This is a genomic window from Streptomyces yongxingensis, from assembly GCF_055597465.1.
Map to the genome: position 1 here is coordinate 115,736 of NZ_CM145717.1, position 20,430 is coordinate 136,165.

9 protein-coding genes are annotated in these 20,430 nt (G+C 70.4%); 6 read left to right on the forward strand and 3 right to left on the reverse strand.

What is annotated here, in order from left to right:
• Window positions 1-96: 96 nt before the first annotated feature.
• The 6 genes from ACZ6TD_RS00475 (at window position 97) to hisC (ending at window position 6,422) form a co-directional block, all read left to right on the forward strand.
• A complete protein-coding gene (locus tag ACZ6TD_RS00475) occupies window positions 97-1,083 on the forward strand; it encodes a class I SAM-dependent methyltransferase (RefSeq protein WP_471348866.1) in 987 nt (328 codons plus the stop codon).
• Window positions 1,084-1,101: 18 nt separating this feature from the next.
• Window positions 1,102-1,890, forward strand: a complete 789-nt coding sequence (locus ACZ6TD_RS00480) for a 2-keto-4-pentenoate hydratase (RefSeq protein ID WP_471348869.1) — start codon at window positions 1,102-1,104, stop codon at window positions 1,888-1,890.
• A 122-nt stretch (window positions 1,891-2,012) separates the two neighbouring features.
• Window positions 2,013-2,876: an acetaldehyde dehydrogenase (acetylating) gene (locus ACZ6TD_RS00485; RefSeq protein ID WP_471348871.1), complete on the forward strand. Its 864-nt coding sequence runs from the start codon at window positions 2,013-2,015 to the stop codon at window positions 2,874-2,876.
• Window positions 2,873-3,952: a 4-hydroxy-2-oxovalerate aldolase gene (gene dmpG / locus ACZ6TD_RS00490; protein ID WP_471348874.1), complete on the forward strand. Its 1,080-nt coding sequence runs from the start codon at window positions 2,873-2,875 to the stop codon at window positions 3,950-3,952. The genes ACZ6TD_RS00485 and dmpG overlap by 4 nt, the downstream gene beginning before the upstream one ends.
• 20 nt (window positions 3,953-3,972) lie before the next feature.
• Window positions 3,973-4,230 carry an acyl carrier protein gene (locus ACZ6TD_RS00495; protein ID WP_471348877.1) on the forward strand — a complete coding sequence of 86 codons (258 nt, stop codon included), beginning with the start codon at window positions 3,973-3,975 and terminating at the stop codon, window positions 4,228-4,230.
• 98 nt (window positions 4,231-4,328) lie between these two features.
• Window positions 4,329-6,422, forward strand: coding sequence for a histidinol-phosphate transaminase (gene hisC, locus ACZ6TD_RS00500; protein ID WP_471348880.1), 2,094 nt, complete (start codon window positions 4,329-4,331; stop codon window positions 6,420-6,422).
• Window positions 6,423-6,462: 40 nt separating this feature from the next.
• Here hisC and ACZ6TD_RS00505 read toward each other — a convergent pair whose 3' ends face one another.
• From ACZ6TD_RS00505 to ACZ6TD_RS00515, 3 genes are all read right to left on the reverse strand, one after another.
• Window positions 6,463-7,731 (reverse strand): cation:proton antiporter, encoded by a 1,269-nt coding sequence (locus tag ACZ6TD_RS00505; RefSeq protein ID WP_471348882.1) that lies wholly within the window; start codon window positions 7,729-7,731, stop codon window positions 6,463-6,465.
• A gap of 8 nt (window positions 7,732-7,739) precedes the next feature.
• Window positions 7,740-9,176 (reverse strand): tryptophan 7-halogenase, encoded by a 1,437-nt coding sequence (locus ACZ6TD_RS00510; protein ID WP_471348886.1) that lies wholly within the window; start codon window positions 9,174-9,176, stop codon window positions 7,740-7,742.
• Window positions 9,177-9,322: 146 nt separating this feature from the next.
• Window positions 9,323-20,356 (reverse strand): type I polyketide synthase, encoded by an 11,034-nt coding sequence (locus ACZ6TD_RS00515; protein WP_471358735.1) that lies wholly within the window; start codon window positions 20,354-20,356, stop codon window positions 9,323-9,325.
• Window positions 20,357-20,430: the final 74 nt, after the last annotated feature.

The window sequence follows — 20,430 nt, forward strand, 5'->3', positions numbered from 1 at the left end:
GTCACCGAATGATGACACATGGACCCGGCTCGCATGCGCGGGACGCCTTATGACGCCTTACTTCGAGAAGTACCCTCCTCGATTCGGGAGCGACGCATGAACAGGACCGACTCCAGGGAGACCGCCGCCGATCTGGCCGCCGACGCCGCTCTCCTTGAGATCGCCGAGAGCCTCGGCCTTTCCGCCCTCCTGGACCGGGCCTCGCCCTTCACTCTCCACGAGGTGACGGCCGCCGCCGATGTGCCGGAGTCCGGTGCCACGGCGTTTCTCGACGCACTGCTCTGCGCGGGACTGGTGGAGCGGGGCGAGGACCCCCACCATTTCCTGCCCTGCTCCGACATGGCCGACCGCCGGTACGCGGCCGGCTACCTATCCTGGGCGCTCAACGCGAACCGCCCGTACATCGACAACGCGACGTCGTTCCTCTGCGAGCCGACGGCGGCAGGCGCGCGGTATCAGCGGGACGGGCGTCGGGTGGCGGTCTCGTCCCGCTGGATCGGGTCGTACGGCTTCTATCCCGGCGTCATCTCGGAGATCACCAGCCGCAAACCGCGGCGGATCGTGGATCTCGGCGCGGGAGCCGGCGGGCTGCTGATCCACCTGCTGACCGCGCTGCCGGACAGCACCGGACTGGCCCTGGACCTGAGCGCGGCGGCCTGTGAGGAGGCCGAACGGGCCGCCCGGCGGGCCGAGGTGGGCGATCGTCTCGACGTGGTGAACCGTCCGATCGAATCGCTCGTGGAAGATCACTCGCCGGTCCGGGACGCGGACGTCGTGCATGCGGGATTCGTGATGCACGACGTGGTGAGCAGGCCCGATGTGCTCGACGGCGTTCTCCGCGCCTGCCGGGCGTCGATCGCGGACGGGGGGTGTCTCGTGGTGACCGACGCGGTGCCCTACGTCGCCGATCCGAGGGAGCGGAGCTTCAGCGCGCTCTTCACGTACCTGCACTCCAGCTCGATGGACGTACGGCTGCCGCCCGAGGAGGAATGGCACGCCGCGTTCCGTCGGGCCGGGTTCTCCGACGTGACCAGCACACCGCTGCGGATGCCCGGCAGCCGGATGTTCGTGGCCGCCGGATAGGACGGGAGCGCTGTGAGGATGTCGGCCGAAGACACCGTGGCAAGGGCGAGGGCCCTCTACGAGGCGCGCGCGAAGCGGGTACCCATCGCGCCGTTCACCGACGCGGACCCCGCTTTGGGCATGGACGATGGGTATGCCGTCCAGCGTGAACTCGTGCGCATGCTCGTCGCGGACGGCGACCGCGTCGTCGGGTACAAGGCGGGCCTCACGTCCGCTCCGATGCAGGACATGTTCGGCGTCGACACGCCGGACTACGGCCCCGTGCTGGCGTCCACCGTGCACGCCGACGGGGCGACCGTGTCGTGCGACTCGTTCATCGCGCCCAAGGTGGAGGCCGAAATCGTCTTCCGTCTCGGTGCGCCCCTCACGGGTCCCGGCGTCACGCCGGAGCAGGCCCGCGGAGCCGTCGCGGAGGTCATGGCGGGGCTGGAGATCGTCGACTCCCGGATCGAGAACTGGCGCATCGGGCTCGCCGACACCATCGCCGATCTGGCGTCGAACGGTGCCGTCGCTCTGGCCCGGCCCGTCGTCTCCGCCGCGGGCTGCGACCCCCGTCTGATCGGCATGGTGTTCTCCCGCAACGGCGAGATCGTGGCCACCGGCGCCGGCGCCGCGGCCCTGGGAGATCCGGTCGCCGTCGTGGCATGGCTGGCGAACGTGCTCGGCGAGCGCGGGGTGTCCCTGGACGCCGGGCAGTTGATCATGACGGGGGCGCTCCACGCCGCGGTCCCGATGAGTCCCGGGGACACGTTCGTCGCCGAGTTCGACCGCTTGGGCTCCATCACTCTGCACGTGGACGGCCCCTAGGCAACCGTCCTTCCGACCGGAACGCCGTACCCGGGCTCGTCAAGGCGGGTCTGCTCACAAGGAAGGGCGGTACAGCCATGAGCAGTACAGCCAGGGAGAGAAGCGGACGACTATCCGCGGCGGTGCTCGGCGCCGGCCTCATCGGAGTCGACCTGGCGGCCAAGATCATGCGTTCGCGTTCCCTCGACTGCCGGCTGGTCGTGGCACGCCACGACGACACACCAGGTCTGCGGCACGCGGCCGGGCTCGGGCTGCCGACCGCGACGGGCGGCGTCCAGTCCCTGGTCGACGCTCCGGACCCGTTCGACGTGGTCTTCGACGCCACCAACGCCGTGTCGCACGCCGAGCACGCGGAGCGGTTGAGGCCGCTCGGGGCGATGCTCGTCGATCTGACGCCGAGCAAGGTGGGGCGGATGGTGGTGCCGACCGTGAACGGGGCGGACGTCCTGGACCACGGCGACATCAACATGATCAGTTGTGGCGGTCAGGCGTCGATACCGATCCTGCACGCGATCGCGCGGCAGCATCGGGTCGACTACGTCGAGGTGGTGACCACCGCGGCCAGTCTGAGCGTGGGCCGGTCCACCCGGCTGAATCTCGACGAGTACATCGAGACCACCCAGGACGCGGTCCGTGACTTCACCGGGGTCAAGGACGTCAAGGGGATCCTCAACGTGAGCCCCGCCAGGCCGCCGGCGACCTTCCGGGTCGCCATGTCCGTGCTGGGGGAAGAGCTGACCGCGGAATCGGTGCGCGCGGCCGTGGCGACCGCGACGGAGCAGGTCCGGGCGTTCGCCGGTGGCTTCGAGGTCGCAGCGTGCGTCGTGGACGACGGGAAGGCCCTCATCGCCATCGAGGTCACCTCATCCGGCGACCGCATCCCGCGGTACGCGGGCAACCTCGACATCATCAACTCCGCCGCGCTGCACGTCGCCGAACTGTACGCGGCGTCCCACCTCCCGGCTGCCGGCGCGGTGATGTCGTGATCCGGACGGCAGACACGGAGAGCGGCGGGCGGAAGCCGGTTCTCGTCCATGATCCGACCCTGCGCGACGGACATCACGCGGTCCGCCACAACCTCGGCCCCGACCAACTGCGCGGGTACGCGGCCGCCGCGGACGCAGCGGGTGTTCCGGTGGTCGAGGTGGGGCACGGCAACGGCCTGGGCGCGTCCTCCCTCCAGGCCGGCCAGGCTCGGCTCGGCGACGACGAGATGCTGTCCGTCGTGCGGGAGGCCCTGCCGAACAGCAGGATGGGCGTCTTCATGATCCCCGGATGGGGCACCGTCCAGGACCTCAAGAAGGCCATCGCCCACGACGTCGACGTGGTGCGGATCGGCACGCACTGCACCGAGGGGGACCTCGCCGAGCGGCATCTGGGATTCCTCCGCGACGCCGGTGTCGAAGCGCACGGCGTTCTCCTGATGAGCCACATGGCCAGCCCCCGGCAACTGGCGGAGGAGTGCGCCCGGCTCGTGGAGTACGGGGCGAGCGGGGTGGGGATTCTCGACTCCTCCGGTCATTTCCTCCCGGCAGACGTGGCGGAGCGTATCGGCGCCATCCGCCACGCCGTCGACGTACCGGTGATGTTCCACGGTCACAACAACCTCGGCATGGCCGTGGCCAACTCGGTCGCCGCGGTCGAGGCGGGGGCGAGCATCGTGGACGCCTGCGCCCGGGGCTTCGGAGCGGGGGCCGGCAACACCCAGCTCGAGGTCCTGGTACCCGTGCTGGAGCGGATGGGATTCGCCACGGGCATCGATCTGTACGGTCTCCTGGACGCGGCGGACATCGCCGGACGCGAGCTGATGCCCGCCCCGCCGGCCATCGACTCCGTCGGTGTCGTCAGTGGCCTGTCCGGAGTGTTTTCCGGATTCAAGAACCGGGTCCTCGACATCTCCCGGCGCGAGGGGGTCGACCCGCGCGACGTCTTCTTCGAGCTGGGCGAGCGCCAAGCGGTGGCCGGCCAGGAAGACCTCATCGTGGACGTCGCACTCGCCTTACGGGAGGGGGCCAACAGCGGTCGGCCCGCCGGGGCGTCGCGGGCTTCCGGTCAGGTGTGACAGCGAAAGAGGAACAAGCCATGTACGAGGTACTCAAAGGCATCCTGGTGGGCGACCTCCAGATGAGGGAGGAAGAGGTCGTGCCGACGGCCGGCCGCGAGGAGGTGGGTCTCGACTCCCTCACGGCGGTGGAACTGGCGGCGCTGCTGCGCGGCCGGCTCGGCGTCGAGATCCACGACTACGAGCTGATGGACGCCGCCACGGTCGCGGACGTCGTACGTCTGCTGGAGGAGCGGCTGCCGCACGCCGGAGTCGAGGCCGCCGAGGGGCGCCCCTGAGTCCGTGTCCGCGACCGCCGGATCACCTGCCAGATACCGCCGGATCACCTGCCAGATCACGACGCAATGGCCTCGCGTGCTTGGGAGCCCCTTTGTCCTTGCCTCGACTCCGCACGGTCCTCGGCCGTCTCACCGCGTACCAGCCGACCGAAGGGGTGCATGCGGCAGCGGCGCGCACGCGCCCGCTGTCGGCGAACGAATCTCCCCACGGCCCGCTGCCGGGCATCGTGGAAGCGATCGCGGCGGCGGCTTCGACGGTGAACCGCTACCCCGACCCGGGGTGCGGCGAGCTGACGCGTGCGATCGCGCGAACGCACGGGGTCACGGAGGACAGGGTCGTGGTGGGCGCGGGGTCGGTCGCGCTCCTCCAGACGCTGCTGCAATCCGTCGGCGACCCCGGCACCGAGGTCGTCTACGCCTGGCGGTCGTTCGAGCTCTATCCCATTCTCGCCGACCTCGCCGGCCTGCGCTCCGTGCGGGTGCCCCTGGTCGAGGAGGCGCACGACCTCCCGGCCATGGCCGACCGGATCACCGAGGCCACCCGACTGGTCCTCATCTGCAATCCCAACAATCCGACGGGCACGGTGGTCGCCAGGGAGGAGCTGCGGAAGTTCCTGGCGCGCACCCCGCCGACCTGCCTGGTCGCCCTCGACGAGGCGTACTACGAGTACGCGCGCGAGCCGGCCGCCTCAAGTGGCCTGCACCTCGGCGAGGCGCACCCGAATCTCGTAGTGCTGCGCACGTTCTCGAAGGCGTATGGACTCGCCGGCCTCCGGGTCGGCTACCTCGTGGGCGATCCCCGCGTGGTCGAGCAGCTGCGCAAAGCCTGCCTCGTCTATGCGGTGAACGGGATCGCGCAGCGAGCGGCCGTGGCGGCCCTCGGGCTCGAGGACCAGTTGCTGCGCCGCGTCGACGCCACGGTCGCGGAACGCGGTCGCGTCCGGGACGCCCTGGTGGCCCATGGCCGGGACGTGCCGGCCAGCCAGGCCAACTTCCTCTGGCTCCGGCTGGGCGATGCCTCGGCCGAGTTCGGCAGGTGGTGCACGGACAGGGGCATCGCCGTGCGGACGTTTCCGGGCGAGGGCGTGCGCGTGTCGGTCGGCCGCGCCGAGGACAACGACGCCTTCCTCGCCGCATCGGCCGAATGGCTCAGGCAGCCCCTGGTGAGCCAACCCCGCGACATGGCTCACTCAGCCCGATCAGAAAGGCAGGGAACGGTGCATCGGAGCACTACGACGCGGCCCGACCGGGAGGTGGACGACAGTTCGCTGTCCCGCCACGTGGTCGTCGCCCCGGGCATGTGCAGTGGCGGATCACTCATCTTCGGCCAGATCGGGGACTGGACCTGGGAGGCGGTGGCTGCCGCCTGCCGCACCAATGTGCACGCGGCCCGCACCTCCGAGGGGCAGCCCGCCTACCTGTCCTTCTACTACTTCCACGTACGCGGCGGGGACGTCGTCCATCCACACGGCCTCAGCTTCGGCGACGAACTCCAGGTGACCTCCCGGGTGTTCCAGTTCGGCAGCCAGTCAGTGATCACGCTCCACCGGCTCGCGCCGGCGGGGCTGGGCCTGGCCGACGCACCGCTGGATCCCGCGGAGCTGTACGAGCGCCCCCATCCGGACTGTCTCTACGCCGAGAACTTCAACCGCTGGATCGCTCGTAGCCGCCCGAGCAGCAACCGGCGGTTGTCCCAGGTCGCGCCGTCGGACTTCTCCTACGGCGGCCTCCCCCGGCTGCCCAACTCCTACTCGCCGCGCACCCTCGTCGGACGCGCCCGCGAGGCGGGCAGCTTCTACTCGGCGGCGCCGCCCGGCCTCGTCGCGGCCGGGCCGGCCCACACGTCCGAGTACACACTGGACGTCGTGCGCGACCTCAACGGTGCCGGGCTGGTGTACTTCGCCTCGTACTTCTCGATCTTCGACACGGCGCTGCTGCGCGTGTGGCGGTCGCTCGGCCGCGGCGACGAGCAGTTCCTGCGGCGCAAGGTGGTCGACCAGAAGGTCGGGTACTTCGGCAACGCCGACCCAGGCGCGGTGTTCACCATCACGGTGCGCAGGTGGCGCAGCACGGCGCAGCCGCGGATCGAGATCGCCGACATGACCATGTATGACTCCGGCACGGGTCGTCTGCTCGCCGTCGCCGGCATCGAGATCGACCTCGACGCGTCCTCCGCGGACGCGTCGCCGTGATACTCGCACTCCGGGCCGGTATCAGCACCGCGCTCGACCGCTACCCGGCGACGAACCCGCGGAAGCCTTGCCGCTCGTACTCGAACTCTCCGAGTTGTCGCGCGTTCCCACCGGCGCGCCGCTCCAGGAAGCGCAGCATCGGCCCGGTCATGGCAGTGGTCACCAGAGCCATGAGAATCATCAGGGAGTAGAAAGAAGCGTCGATCACGCCCAGTTCGAGACCCGCGGTCAACAGCACGATCTCGGTGAGACCGCGGGTGTTCATCAATGCGGCCAGGGCCGTCGACTGGAGCATGGGAATCCCGCTCAGCCGCGCACCCGCGAAGGCACCGAGGAACTTTCCGGCGAGTGCCACGAGCAGGATGAGGACGAGTTCCCCGAGTCCGGCGAAGCCGATCCCGGAGAGGTCCACCCGCAGTCCCGACAGGACGAAGTACACGGGCAGTAGAAGAACACCGCTGATCGACTCGATGTGTCCGGTGAGCTCGGACTTGGCATCCGCCCGCTCAGTGCGGGGTGTCACCGTACCGAAGAGGAAGGCCCCGAAGATGAAGTGGATCCCCACCCACTCGGCGGCCCAGCAGGAGAGCATCAGCCCCGCCATGACGGCCACCAGTGGGCCGGTCGTGCCCCCGCTCCCCTCCACCGCGGTGAACGCCCGGCGCAGCAGCGGGCGTACCAACGTCACCATCGCGATCAGGCCGAGGGGCACCAGCAGCAACCGCGCCTGACCGGTGCCCCCGTTGACGGTCACGACGAGGCCGAGAAGCAGCCAGGCCAGAACGTCGCCGATCCCCGCGCCGGCCAGGGCGATGCCACCGAGACGGGTCCGGTCCAGTCCGTAGTCGGTCAAGATCCTCGCCAGCACCGGGAACGCCGTGACCGACATCGCCGCGCCCAGGAAGAGCACGAAACCGGTCTGGCTGTGCACGTGGTGATCGCGGACCAGGTACAGCGCGAGCAGCACACCGAGGACGAAGGGCACCGCCACGGAACAGAGCGAGATCCGAAGGGCGACCCGCGCCTTGTCACGCAATTCGTCGAAGGGCAGCTCATAACCGATGACGAACATGAACAGGGCGAGGCCGACGTTGGCAAACGCCGCCAACAGCGGGCGCGTGTCCGCGGGGAACAGGAAATCCGCGAGTGCACCCCCGAACAGCGATGGCCCGATGAGGATTCCGGCCAGGATCTCCCCGACCACCGCAGGCTGTCGCAGGAGACGGGCCCCGGCGCCGAACAGCCTGCCGAGAACGAGGACGGCGACGAGGCCGAGGAACAGCCACTGAACCTGGTGAGTGGTCAGCACATGGGGCCTCAGGAAGCGGGCTGTTCGGGGCGAGCCCAGTGCATGCCGTCGGGTGATTCGACCAGACCGCCCTCGTACAGGGGAGCGTCCCCCACGCTCTCCCCGAAGAGCGCCTGGACCTGAACCCGGGATCCCTGCCAGTGGATCTTCCGCGACCGCTCCAGCAGATCCGCCCTGCGTTCCTGGCTGAAGGAGGGCGCGGCACCGATCAGTGCCTCCTCATTGGACGCGCCGCCGCCCACCAGTTCCGCGAATGACGCCGCCGCCGGGGCAGAACTCCCGATGACGCTCTTCGCTTTACGGAAGTACGCGTGTTCATCATTCTGTAGGTCGTAGAAGGCGACCAGGAAGTCGTGGAATACGTCGTACTCGCTGCGGTAACGGGTTTCGTACTCGCGGAAGCAATGAGCCTCGTCGATGGCGCCGCGCAGTGTGGTGTTGATCGATCGGGCCGCCAACAGGGCACTGTACGTGGACAGATGAACGCCGGAGGAGAAGAGCGGGTCGATGAAGCAGGCGGCGTCGCCGACCAGTACCATGCCGGGTCGCCAGAAATTCTCTTGAATGTAGGAGTAATCCTTGCGGACGCGGACCTGCCCGTACGGCCCCTCCGTGACGCGCTCCGCCTCCGACAGGTAGTCGGCGATGAGCGGGCATTCGTCGATCAGGCCCTCCAACACCTTGTCCCGGGGACCGTCCTGGAGGCGTGCCAGCGCCTCACGCCTCAGCACCGCACCGACACTGGTGAGCTCATCGGAGAGGGGGATGTACCAGAACCAGCCGAGATCGAAGGACGCGCAGGTGATGTTGCCCGTCCAGGGGGCGGGCGCTCGCCTTCCGCCTGTGAAATAGCCGAAGAGGGCGATGTTCTGGAAGACGTCCGAGTACTTGCGCGCACCGCCGATCCGCTTGTGTATGCGGCTCTTGTTTCCCGAGGCATCCGCCACGAACCGGGCGCGGACCTCCCGCCGGACGCCTTCGGCGTCGTCGTACCGCACACCGCAGATCCGGCCCTCCTCCTCGAGAACGCCCACGACCTCGCTGCGTTCACGGACGTCCACACCCTTGCCGCGGGCATTGTCAAGGAGGATCTTGTCGAACTTCATGCGCTCGACCTGGTAGGCGTAGGAGGTCGGGCCCGAGAACTTTTCGGAAACGGAGAAATCAAAGGTCCAGGGCTCGGCGTTGAGCCCCCACCGGAAGGTGCCTCCGTGCTTCTTCATGAAGCCGGAATCCGCCAGCTCATCCGTGACTCCGAGGAGGCGGCAGATTCCGTGCACGGTGGAGGGAAGCAGCGACTCGCCGATCTGGTGCCGCGGGAACTCCTCCTTTTCCAGGAGCAACACCCGATGGCCCTGGAGGGCTACCAGTGTCGAAAGCGTGGATCCACCAGGACCGCCCCCGACGACCACTACGTCATAATCTGACTGAACAGCAGAATTCACGCCTTTCGCTGCCTCTCATATCGTTCGCCGGTGGGCAAGGGTTCTCCACGTCTCTGCCATCATCACCGCGCGGCAGTGAGCCCGGCATCGGCGAGAGCCACCGTTACACGACGTGTCTCAGCCCGCGTCGGTCGCGACCGACGCCGTCATGCCCGGTCTCGTGGCCGCAGCCGGGGCCTCGGTCGCTCGGGGGGAGCCGCGTACGTGGCGAGCAGGTGGTCGGCCAGAGCGGTCGGCGTGGCGTGGGCGAACACCGTCGCGGCGGTGAGCTGGATGCCCGTGGCCGCGCCGAGCCGGTTGCGCAGGCGCATGGCGGTCAGGGAGTCGAATCCCACCTCCGTGAAGCGGCGGCCGGGGACAATCGCGTCCACGCCGGTGTGCCCCAGCACGGCGGCGGCATGGGCGCGCACGAGTTCCAGCAGCTCCCGGCTCCGTTCGGTCTCGGGCAGGGATTGGAGCCGCCTGGCGAGCGCGGCCGGACCCTCGGCCCGCGCCACGCCGGTGTCGTCGGCCACGTCAGTCATGAGCTGCCGCACTTCCGGGATGCCGCTGAGCAACCGTTCCAGGGGGCGGGCCTCGAACGCACCGATGAAGCGAGGCCAGTCGGCATCGACGACGACGGAGGATTCGCCCTCCGCCAGTGACCGCTCCATCGCCATGAGTGCCGACCGCGGATCCATCGGGGCCAGACCGCTGCGCCGGACGTTGCGGCTGACCTCGCTGCTGCTGACAGCCATGCCTTCGTCGGCCCATGGCCCCCACGCCACCGAGGTGGCCGTCAGCCCCTCAGCCCGCCGCTGCTCGGCCAGCGCGTCCACAAGCGCGTTCGCCACCGCACAGTTCGCCTGTCCGGCAGAACCCACGACGCCCGCGAACGAGGAGAACAGCACGAACGCCGAGAGTCCCAAGTCCCGTGTCACCTCGTGCAGATGCCACGCCGCCTCGCTCTTCGACCGCAAGACCTCCTCGAACCGCTCCACGGTCAACCCTTCCAGCACCCCATGGTCCAGGACCCCGGCCGTGTGAACGACTCCTGTCAACGGCGCCTGCGCCGCCACGCCCGACACCAGCTCAGCCACGGCCATCCGGTCGCCCACATCGCAGGCCACCAACTCCACCCGCGCACCCAGCCCCTCCAGTTCCTTGCGCACGTCGTCCGCCCCGTCGGCACCGGGGCCGCGGCGGGACACGAGAACCAAGCGCTCGGCGCCGGCGCGTGCCAGCCACCGCGCCACGTGACGGCCCAACGCTCCCGTACCGCCGGTGACCAACACGGTCCCCGAGGGCCGCCACCCCGCACCGCGGTGTCCGCCCGCGGCGGCCCGCACCACACGGCGGCAGAACACACCCGCGCCCCGGACCGCCACCTCGCTCTCGCCCGAGCCGCCGGCGAGCACCCATGCCAGGCGATCCGTGACCCACCCGTCCAGCACGTCCGGCAGGTCCACCACCCCGCCCCAACGCTCCGGCGTCTCGAGACCGATCACACGTCCCAGACTCCACACCCCGGCCTGCTCCGGGCTCCGGACCCGTTCCGCGCCGTTCACCGACATGGCCCCGCGCGTGACGCACCACACCGGGGCCCGCACCCCCACCTCACCCGCCGCCTGCACCATGGCCAGCGTCAACGCCACCCCCAGCGGCACCGACCCATGCACCGCGTGCCGTCCCTCCGCGAGCGCCAGCAGCGACAGCACGCCGACGATTCCCGCGTCGCCGGCCCGTGCCAGCGCCGCGCGCAACGGTCCGGCCACCGCGTCGCCGTCCGTGGCGCCCGACGTCAGCTCCACGACCACGGGGGACGCCCCGCGCTCCTCCATCGACTTCACGACGTGCGACACCCACGCATCCCCGGTGTGCCCCTGGGGGACGACCACCAGCCACGCCCCCGTCAGCGTGCCCGTCCCACCGCCCACCGGCGACCACGCCACCCGGTAGCGCCAGGCGTCCACCGATTCCAGCTCCCGCCGACGCCGCCGCCACGCCGACAGCACCGGGAGCACCGCCGCCAGCGACTCACCTGCACCGTCCCCGTCCTCGACCGACAGCTCGCTCGCGAGCGCGCTCGCGTCACCGCGCTCCACCGCCTCCCAGAAACCGGCGTCCGCCAGGCCCCCGGGCATCGCGTCACCGGCCGTCGTCGCAGCGGTCCCGGCGGTCGAGCGCAGCCAGAAGTGCTCCCGTTGGAAGGCGTACGTGGGCAGGTCCACGCGCCGCGGCGACGAGCCGCCGGCAGCGATGACGGTCGCCCAGTCCACTGCCACGCCCCGCACGTACGCCTGGGCGAGCCCGTCGACGACGGAGGTGGTCTCGTCCACGTCCCTCCGCAGGACCGGCGCGAACACCGCGTCGGGCAGGCACTCGTGCCCCATTCCGGAAAGCACACCGTCGGGACCGAGTTCGACGAACGTCGTCACTCCCTGCCCGGCCAGGGCCGCCAGCCCATCGGCGAAGCGCACCGTCTCCCGCACATGCCGCACCCAGTAATCAGGCGCGCACAACTCGTCGGCCGAGGCCACCGCGCCCGTCACATTCGACACCACCGGAATGCGCGGCGCGCGGAAGGAGAGCCCGTCCACCACCTCGCGGAACGGGGCGAGCATCGGCTCCGTCAACGGCGAGTGGAAGGCGTGCGACACCCTCAGCCGCTTCGCCTCCACGCCCCGTTCCGCCAGCACCCCTACCACCTCGGCCACCGCCGCTTCCCTTCCCGAGAGCACGACGGCCCCGGGGCTGTTGACCGCCGCGACGCTCACCTCGTCCGCATACGCCGCCAGCAGAGGCAACACCTCCGCCTCCGCCGCCCGCACCGACACCATCACCCCGCCCCCAGGCAACTCCCCCATCAACCGGCCCCGAGCCGCCACCAACGCACAGGCGTCCTCCAACGACAACACCCCCGCCACATGTGCTGCCACCACCTCCCCCAACGAATGACCACCCACGAAATCCGGCCGCACACCCCACGACTCCACCAGCCGGAACAGAGCCACCTCAACCGCGAACAATCCACACTGCGTGAACTCCGTCCGGGCCAACGCGTCCACGTCCCCGAACACCACCTCCCGCAACGACCGGTCCAGCAGGGCGTCGAACCGCGCGCACGCGGCGTCGAAAGCCTCCGCGAACACCGGGAAGCTCTCGTACAGCTCCCGCCCCATGCCGATGCGCTGGCTGCCCTGCCCCGAGAACAACACCGCCGACGTCCCGGGAAGAACGGCGCCGCGCACCACACCAGCCGCCGGTTTCCCCGACGACAAAGCCGCCAGGCCCGCCAACAGCCCATCACGCCCTGCGGCCAACACCACACCACGGTGCTCGAACACCGACCGGGACGTCACGAGTGACGATGCCACCTCCACGGGCGACAGACCGTCATCAGCCCGCACGAACTCCGCCAAACGCTCCGCCTGGGCGCGCAACGCCACCTCCGACCGCGCGGAAACCACACACGCCACCACACCCGCGTCATCCGCTGACGCCTCTGACGCCTCTGACGCCTCTGACGCCTCTGACGCCTCCACACGCTCCTCCTGCGGAGCCTGCTCCACGATCACGTGCGCATTCGTCCCGCTGATCCCGAACGACGACACACCCGCACGCCTCGGCCCTCCCTGCGCGGGCCACTCCACCGCGTCCCGCAACAGCTCCACCCCACCGGCCGACCAATCCACGTGCGGCGTCGGCTCGTCGATGTGCAGCGAGGGCGGCAGCGCACCGTGTCGCAGCGCGAGCACCACCTTGATCACGCCGGCCACACCAGCCGCCGCCTGGGTGTGCCCGATATTCGACTTCAACGACCCCAACCACAACGGCCGGCCCCCGCCCGCCCGTTCGCGCCCATACGTCGCCAGCAACGCCTGCGCCTCAATCGGATCCCCCAGCCTCGTCCCCGTACCATGCGCCTCCACCGCGTCGACTTCCGCCGCCGACACCCCCGCGTCCGCCAGCGCCGCCCGAATCACCCGCTGCTGCGACGGACCATTCGGCGCCGTCAACCCATTCGACGCACCATCCTGATTCACCGCGGAACCACGCACCACCGCCAGCACCCGATGCCCCCGCCGCCGGGCATCGGACAACCGCTCCACGACCAACACCCCCACCCCCTCGGCGAGCGATGTCCCGTCCGCGCCCGACGCGAACGCCCTGCACCGCCCGTCGAGTGCCAGACCGCGCTGCCTGCTGAAAGCCATGAGCGGGCCGGGATTCGGCATGACGGCGACACCGCCGGCCAGCGCCAGGTCGCACTCGCCCTGACGCAGCGACCGCACCGCCAGATGCAAGGCCACCAGCGACGACGAACACGCCGTGTCCACCGTCACCGCGGGCCCTTCGAAGCCGAAGGCGTACGCCACACGCCCGGACAGGACGCTGGCCGCGCTCCCCGTCATCAGGTGGCCTTCGGAGCCCTCCACCGCCTCGTGCAGCCGCGGGCCGTACTCCTGGTAGTGGGAGCCGACGAAGACACCTGTCCTGCTGCCGCGCAGCGACGACGCGACCAGCCCGGCGCGTTCGAGCGCTTCCCACGAGGTCTCCAGCACCAGACGCTGCTGCGGGTCCATCGCCAACGCCTCACGCGGTGAGATCCCGAAGAACTCCGCGTCGAACTCGCCCGCGGCGTAGAGGAACCCGCCCTCACGCGCATACGTCTTGCCGGGCGCGTCGGGGTCCGGGTCGTAGATGCCGTCGAGATCCCATCCACGGTTGGTGGGCAGTCCGCCGATCGCGTCCCCACCGGAGACGACGAGCTGCCACAGTTCCTCCGGAGACATCACGCCACCCGGGTAGCGGCAGCTCATCCCGACGATCGCGATGAGGTCGTCGTCGGACGTGCCATCGCTTCCGCCGACCGGGGAGCGCGTCGCCGCCGCGACGTCGACGTCGGCCTGCCCCGCCAGTTCGGCCAGGATGTACGCGCTCAGTGCCTTGCTGTTCGGGTAGTCGAAGGCCAACGTGGCGGGCAGGCGCAGCCCGGTCGTCGCACTCAGCAGATTGCGCAGCTCGACGGCGGTCAGCGAGTCGAGACCGAGATCCTTGAACGCCCGGTCGGACTCGACCGCGTCAGGCGTGGCGTGCCCCAACACGGCCATCACCTTCGCGTGGATGAGCTCCAGCACGGTGTGGCCGCGGTCGGCGGGACTCATGCCGAGCAACCGCTGCCGCCATTCGGTGGCCTTGTCGGCCGGGCGGAGCGCATCGGCGTGGACGGGGGTGCGTCGTGCGGGGATCGACCGTCGTATGAGCCCCTTGAGCATGGCGGGTACCGCGGTGCCGGAAGCGGCCAGGGCACCGGTTTCCAGCCGGGCGGGTACCACCAGGCTCTCCGCGAGGGCGTGCGCCGCGTCGAAAAGCCTCAACCCCTCGTCGGACGAGAACGGCACCACACCGACCCGCGCCATCCGCGACAAATCCGCCTCGCCGAGGTGCTCCGTCATGCCTGAACGCTCGGCCCACATGCCCCACGCCAACGACACGCCGGCCAAACCCAGAGCACGACGATGCGCGGCAAGCCCATCCAGAAACGTATTCGCCGCCGCGTAATTCGCCTGCCCCGCCGAGCCCAATACACCGGCGGCCGACGAGAACAACGCGAACATCGCGACATCGTGGCGCCGCGACATCTCATGCAGATTCCACGCCCCGGCCACCTTCGCCCGCAGCACCGCGTCAACCCGCTCCGGCGTCAGCGACGCCACGGTCCCGTCGTCCAACACCCCCGCGGCATGCACCACGCCCGTCACACCACGCCCGCCGGGCAACCGCGCCAGCACCTCCGCCAGGGCGTCGCGATCCGCCACATCGCATGCGGCGACGGTCACCGACGCCCCCATGCCCGTCAGCTCCGCCTCGAGCTCCGGCATGCCCTCGCCCGCCGAGCCACGTCGGCTGACCAGCAGCAAGTGACGCACCCCACGCTCGGCCACCAGATGCCGAGCCACCAAACCGCCCAACACGCCCCCCGCCCCCGTCACCAGCACAACCCCCTCCGGATCCAAGGCGGCCGGAACGCTCAACACCAATTTCCCCACATGCCGCGCCTCGCGCATGAACCGATACGCCTCACCCGCCCGGCGCACATCCCACACCCGCGTCGGCAATCGCTTGAGCGCACCCTGTTCGAAAAGGCCGACGATCTCCGTGAGCATCTCCCCGATGCGCTCCGGCCCCGCCTCCATCAGGTCGAACGCCCGGTATGTCACACCGGGGTGCGCCGCCGCCACCTCGTCGGCGGACCGCACGTCCGCCTTCCCCATCTCAATGAAGCGCCCGCCCTCGCCGAGCAGCCGCAGCGAGGCGTCGACGTACTCACCCGTCAGGGAGTCCAGCACGACATCAACACCACGACCACCCGATACCGAGCGGATCCGCTGCTCGAACTCCAGCGACCGCGACGACGCCAGATGCGCGCCGTCAACTCCCAGACCGCGCAATACGTCCCACTTACCAGGGCCGGCAGTGGCGAAGACCCGAAGGCCGAACACCCGCGCCAGCTGCACCGCCGCCATCCCCACCCCACCGGCCGCGGAGTGCACCAGCAGCGACTCACCGGGCCGCACACCCGCCAGCTCGCGCAACGCGTACAACGCCGTCACGAACACCACCGGAACGGACGCGGCTTCGGCGAACGACCAGCCGTCCGGGATCCGGGTCAGGGTGCGGTGGTCGGCCACCGCCAGCGGCCCGAAACCGCCGGTCCACAGGCCCATCACGCGATCACCGACGGCGCAGGACTCGACCCCCGGGCCGGTGGCCACCACGACACCGGCTCCTTCACTTCCCATCAGCGCCCGGTGGTCCGGATACATGCCCAGCGAGATGAGCACATCGCGGAAGTTCAGTCCCGCCGCGCGCACGGCGACGCGGACCTCGAACTCACCCAGTTCACGAGCCGCGTCCTCAGCCGTCGCCAGGGTCAGCCCCTCCAGCGTCCGCTCCCTCGAAGGCTCCAGCCGCCATGGCCGCCCCTCCGCCACGGGCACCGACACTCCACTCGCCGCGCCTTGAGCCAGGCGCGGCACCAGTACCTCACCCCCGCGCACGGCCACCTGGGGTTCCCCGGTCAGCACCGCCTCGCGCAGGGCGTCCAGCGAAGCGCCGGCGTCGTCCACGTCCAGCAGGACCAGCCGCTCCGGGTGCTCGGCCTGCGCCGAGCGCACCAGTCCCCACACCGGGGCCGCGGCCAGATCACGTACATCCTCACCGGCCTCGACCGCCACCGCGCCCCGCGTGACCACGACCAACCGCGACCTGGCGAACCGCTCCTCCGCCAGCCATCCCTGTACCAGGCGCAGAACCCGGTCAACCGCCGCGCTCACCCCGGACACGACGCCCCGATCACCGACAGAACAAGCGCATACCGCCACAACATCGGGCACGCACTCGCCCACCTCATCGAAATCCGCGAACCCCTCCGCCCCCCACACCTCGGTCAGCCCGAAATCATCCTCCCCGACCACCGCACACCCCTGTACTCCAACCTCCGGCCCCGCGGCCGGCGGCGCGGGCACCCACTCCACGCGATACAACGACTCCGCCACGCGGGCAGCGGCCGCGAACTCCCGCTCCCCCACCGGACGCGTCACCAAGGCATCCGCCGACGCCACCGGCACCCCCGCACCGTCGGCCACCACTACCGACACCGCGCCATCGCCGGCCGGCGCCAGCCGCACCCGCACCACCGAAGCCCCGATCGCGTACAACGAGACACCACTCCACGCGAACGGCAACCGGGCTCCCCCGGTTTCCGTATCGGTTTCCGTATCGTGGTGGACCGACCAGACGTGGAGCGCCGCGTCCAGCAACGCGGGATGTACCCCGAACCGGCTCGCCTCGGTTCGTACGTCCTCCGGCAGCGCCACTTCGGCGAAGAGCTCATCGCCCCGGCGCCAGGCAGCCCGCAGTCCACGAAACGCCGGGCCGTACGCGAGCCCAGTGGCCGCCAGCCGCTCGTAGAGCCCCGCGGTCTCGACCGCCTGGGCGCCGGTCGGCGGCCAGACGCTCAGATCCGCGGAGGGCGCTGCCGAGCTCAGCGCGGTCAGTGTGCCTCGCGCGTAACGCGTCCATGACTCGCTCGGCGCGTCGTCGCGGCGCGCGTATACGCCGAATTCGCGGTGTCCCGCCTCCTGCGGCCCGCTCACGACCAGGTGCACCTGGCCCGCGCCCTCTTCGGGCAGCACCAACGGCGTCTCGAGCGTGAGCTCTTCCAGCCGATCACATCCGGCGGCGTCTCCCGCTCGCAACGCCAGTTCGACAAACGCCGTGCCGGGCAGGACGACACGGCCCAGCACCGTATGGTCGGCGAGCCAGGCATGGGTACGAAGCGACAGGCGGCCCGTCAACAGCAGACCATCGGAGTCGGGCAAGGGAACGACGGCCCCCAGCAAGGGGTGCCCGGCCGAGGCCAGCCCGGCCGACGACACGTCATCGGCCGCAGTGGTCTCGGACTCCAGCCAGTAGCGGCGACGCTGGAAGGCGTACGTGGGCAGGTCCACGCGGCGCGCACCGGTACCGGCGAACACCTCCCGCCAATCGACGTCGGCGCCACCCACGTACGCCTGGGCCACAGACCTCAAGAACCGCGCCGGCCCACCCTCGTCACGACGCAGTGACCCGACCACCGTCGCCCGCGTTCCGTGGTCATCGGCTGTCTGCTCGATCCCCATGGTCAGTACCGGATGGGCGCTTACCTCCACAAACACCTGGATACCCTCGCCCAGCACAGCCCGTACCGTCTCATCGAAGCGGACCGTCCGCCGCAGGTTCCGATACCAGTAGGCGGCATCCAACTCCGCCGTATCCAGCACCCCGCCCGTCACCGTCGAATAGAACGGCACCGCCGACGACCGCGGAGCGATCCCCGCGAGGTCGCGAAGCAACTCGTCCTCGATCGCCTCCACATGCGCGGAGTGCGAGGCGTAATCCACCGGAACCCGGCGTGCCCGTACTCCGTCACGTTCGCACCGCACCAGCAGTTCCTCGAGCGCGTCGGCGTCACCCGACACCACCACGGCCGAGGACCCGTTCACCGCCGCCACCGACAGCCGTTCGCACCACGCGGACAGCCGCTCCCGCACCTCGGCGACGGGAAGGGCGATGGACACCATGCCGCCCCGGCCCGACAGCGCCCGCAACGCCCGACTGCGCAGCGCGACCACGCGTGCCGCGTCCTTCAACGACAACCCGCCCGCGACACACGCGGCCGCGATCTCCCCCTGGGAGTGACCGATCACCGCCGCCGGCACCACGCCGTACGAACGCCACAGCTCGGCCAATGACACCATCACCGCCCACAGCACCGGCTGCACCACGTCCACCCGGCCCAACCAGCCGTCCCCGTCGGTGCTCCGCAGGACGTCCAGCGGCGACCAGTCCACATACGGCGCCAACGCGACGGCGCACTCGCCCATCCGCTCCGCGAACACCGGCGAGGAATCCAACAGCTCCGCCGCCATCCCGGCCCACTGCGATCCCTGTCCCGGAAAGACGAGCGCCACCGCGGTGCCGTGTCGTGCGATGCCCGCGACGAGCCCCGGAGTGTCGTGGTCCGCGACGTACTTCTCCAGCTCGCGTACGGCGCCCGCGTGGTCCGGCGCGAGGACCACCGCACGGTGGTCGAAGACGGTCCGGGTGGTCCCGAGGGCCAGGCCGGTGTGGACCGCGGCGACCTCCGGATGCCTTCGCGCATGGTCCAGCAGCCGGGCGGCCTGGCCGCGCAGAGCCGCCGCGGACCTGGCCGAGAACGCCCACGGGACGAGTGGGAGCGATGCCGAAGCCACCGCGGGCGGTACGGCGTCGTCATCCGATGCGCCGTCCGCCTCGCCCTCCAGCGGGTGGGGCGCCTGCTCGATGATGGCGTGCGCGTTGGTGCCGCTGATGCCGAACGAGGAGACACCTGCCCGGCGCGGTCGCTCACCCTGCTGCCAGGGGGTGGCCTCGGCGAGGAGCCGGACGTGGCCGGCCGACCAGTCGACGTGCGGCGACGGCTCATCGACGTGCAGGGTGGGCGGCAGCACGCCGTGCCGCATGGCCAGCACCGTCTTGATGACACCGGCCACGCCCGCGGCGGCTTGGGTGTGCCCGATGTTGGACTTCACCGAGCCCAGCCACAACGGCCGGTCTCCGTCCCGCTCCTGCCCGTACGTGGCCAGCAGCGCCTGCGCCTCGATCGGGTCGCCCAGCGTCGTACCCGTACCGTGCGCCTCCACGACATCGACCTCAGCCGCGGTCAGCCCCGCGTCCGCCAACGCCGCCCGGATCATCCGCTGCTGCGAGGGACCGTTCGGCGCGGACAGCGCGCTGCTGGCCCCATCCTGGTTGACCGCCGTGCCGCGTACCACGGCCAGCACCGGATGGCCGTCGCGGTGCGCGTCGGACAGCCGCTCCAGGAACAGCACGCCGGCGCCTTCGGCGAGCCCGAAGCCATCCGCGGCGGCCGAGAAGGGTTTGCACCGGCCGTCCGGGGCGAGCCCGCGCTGCCGGCTGAAGCCGATGAAGGTACCGGGCGTGGACATGACCGTGACGCCGCCGACCAGCGCGCCGGAGCACTCGCCTTGGCGCAGGGACCGTACGGCCAGGTGCAGGGCCACCAGCGAGGACGAGCAGGCCGTGTCCACGGTCACCGCGGGACCCTCCAGCCCGAGGGTGTAAGCGAGGCGTCCGGACACGACGCTGAGGGCAGTGCCGGTCATCAGGTGCCCCTCGGCACCGTCGGTGGCCCTGTGCAGGCGCGGACCGTAGTGCGGGGTGACGGTTCCGATGAAGACGCCGGTCTGACTTCCCTTGAGCGACGCGGGATCGAGGCCCGACCGTTCGATGGCTTCCCACGACGTTTCCAGCAGCAGCCGCTGCTGCGGGTCCATGGCCAGCGCCTCACGCGGCGAAATCCCGAAGAAGTCGGCGTCGAAGTCCCCCGCGTCGCTGACGAAACCGCCTTCGCGGGTGTAGGAGGTACCCGGCCGGTCCGGATCCGGGTCGTACACGGCGTCGACGTCCCAGCCACGGTCCTCGGGAAAGGCCGTGATCGCGTCCTGTGCACCGGCCAGCAGCTCCCAGAACTCCTCGGGAGTCCGCACACCCCCGGGGTAGCGGCAGCTCATCCCGACGATCGCGATCGGCTCGCGCGCCGCCGCCTCCACTTCCTGAAGGCGCTGTCGGGTCTCATGTAGATCGGCGGTCACCCGTCGGAGGTAGCCGAGGAGCTTTTCGTGGTCCGACATCAATACCTCACGGGATTGAGCTTCGGGAGCTTGGG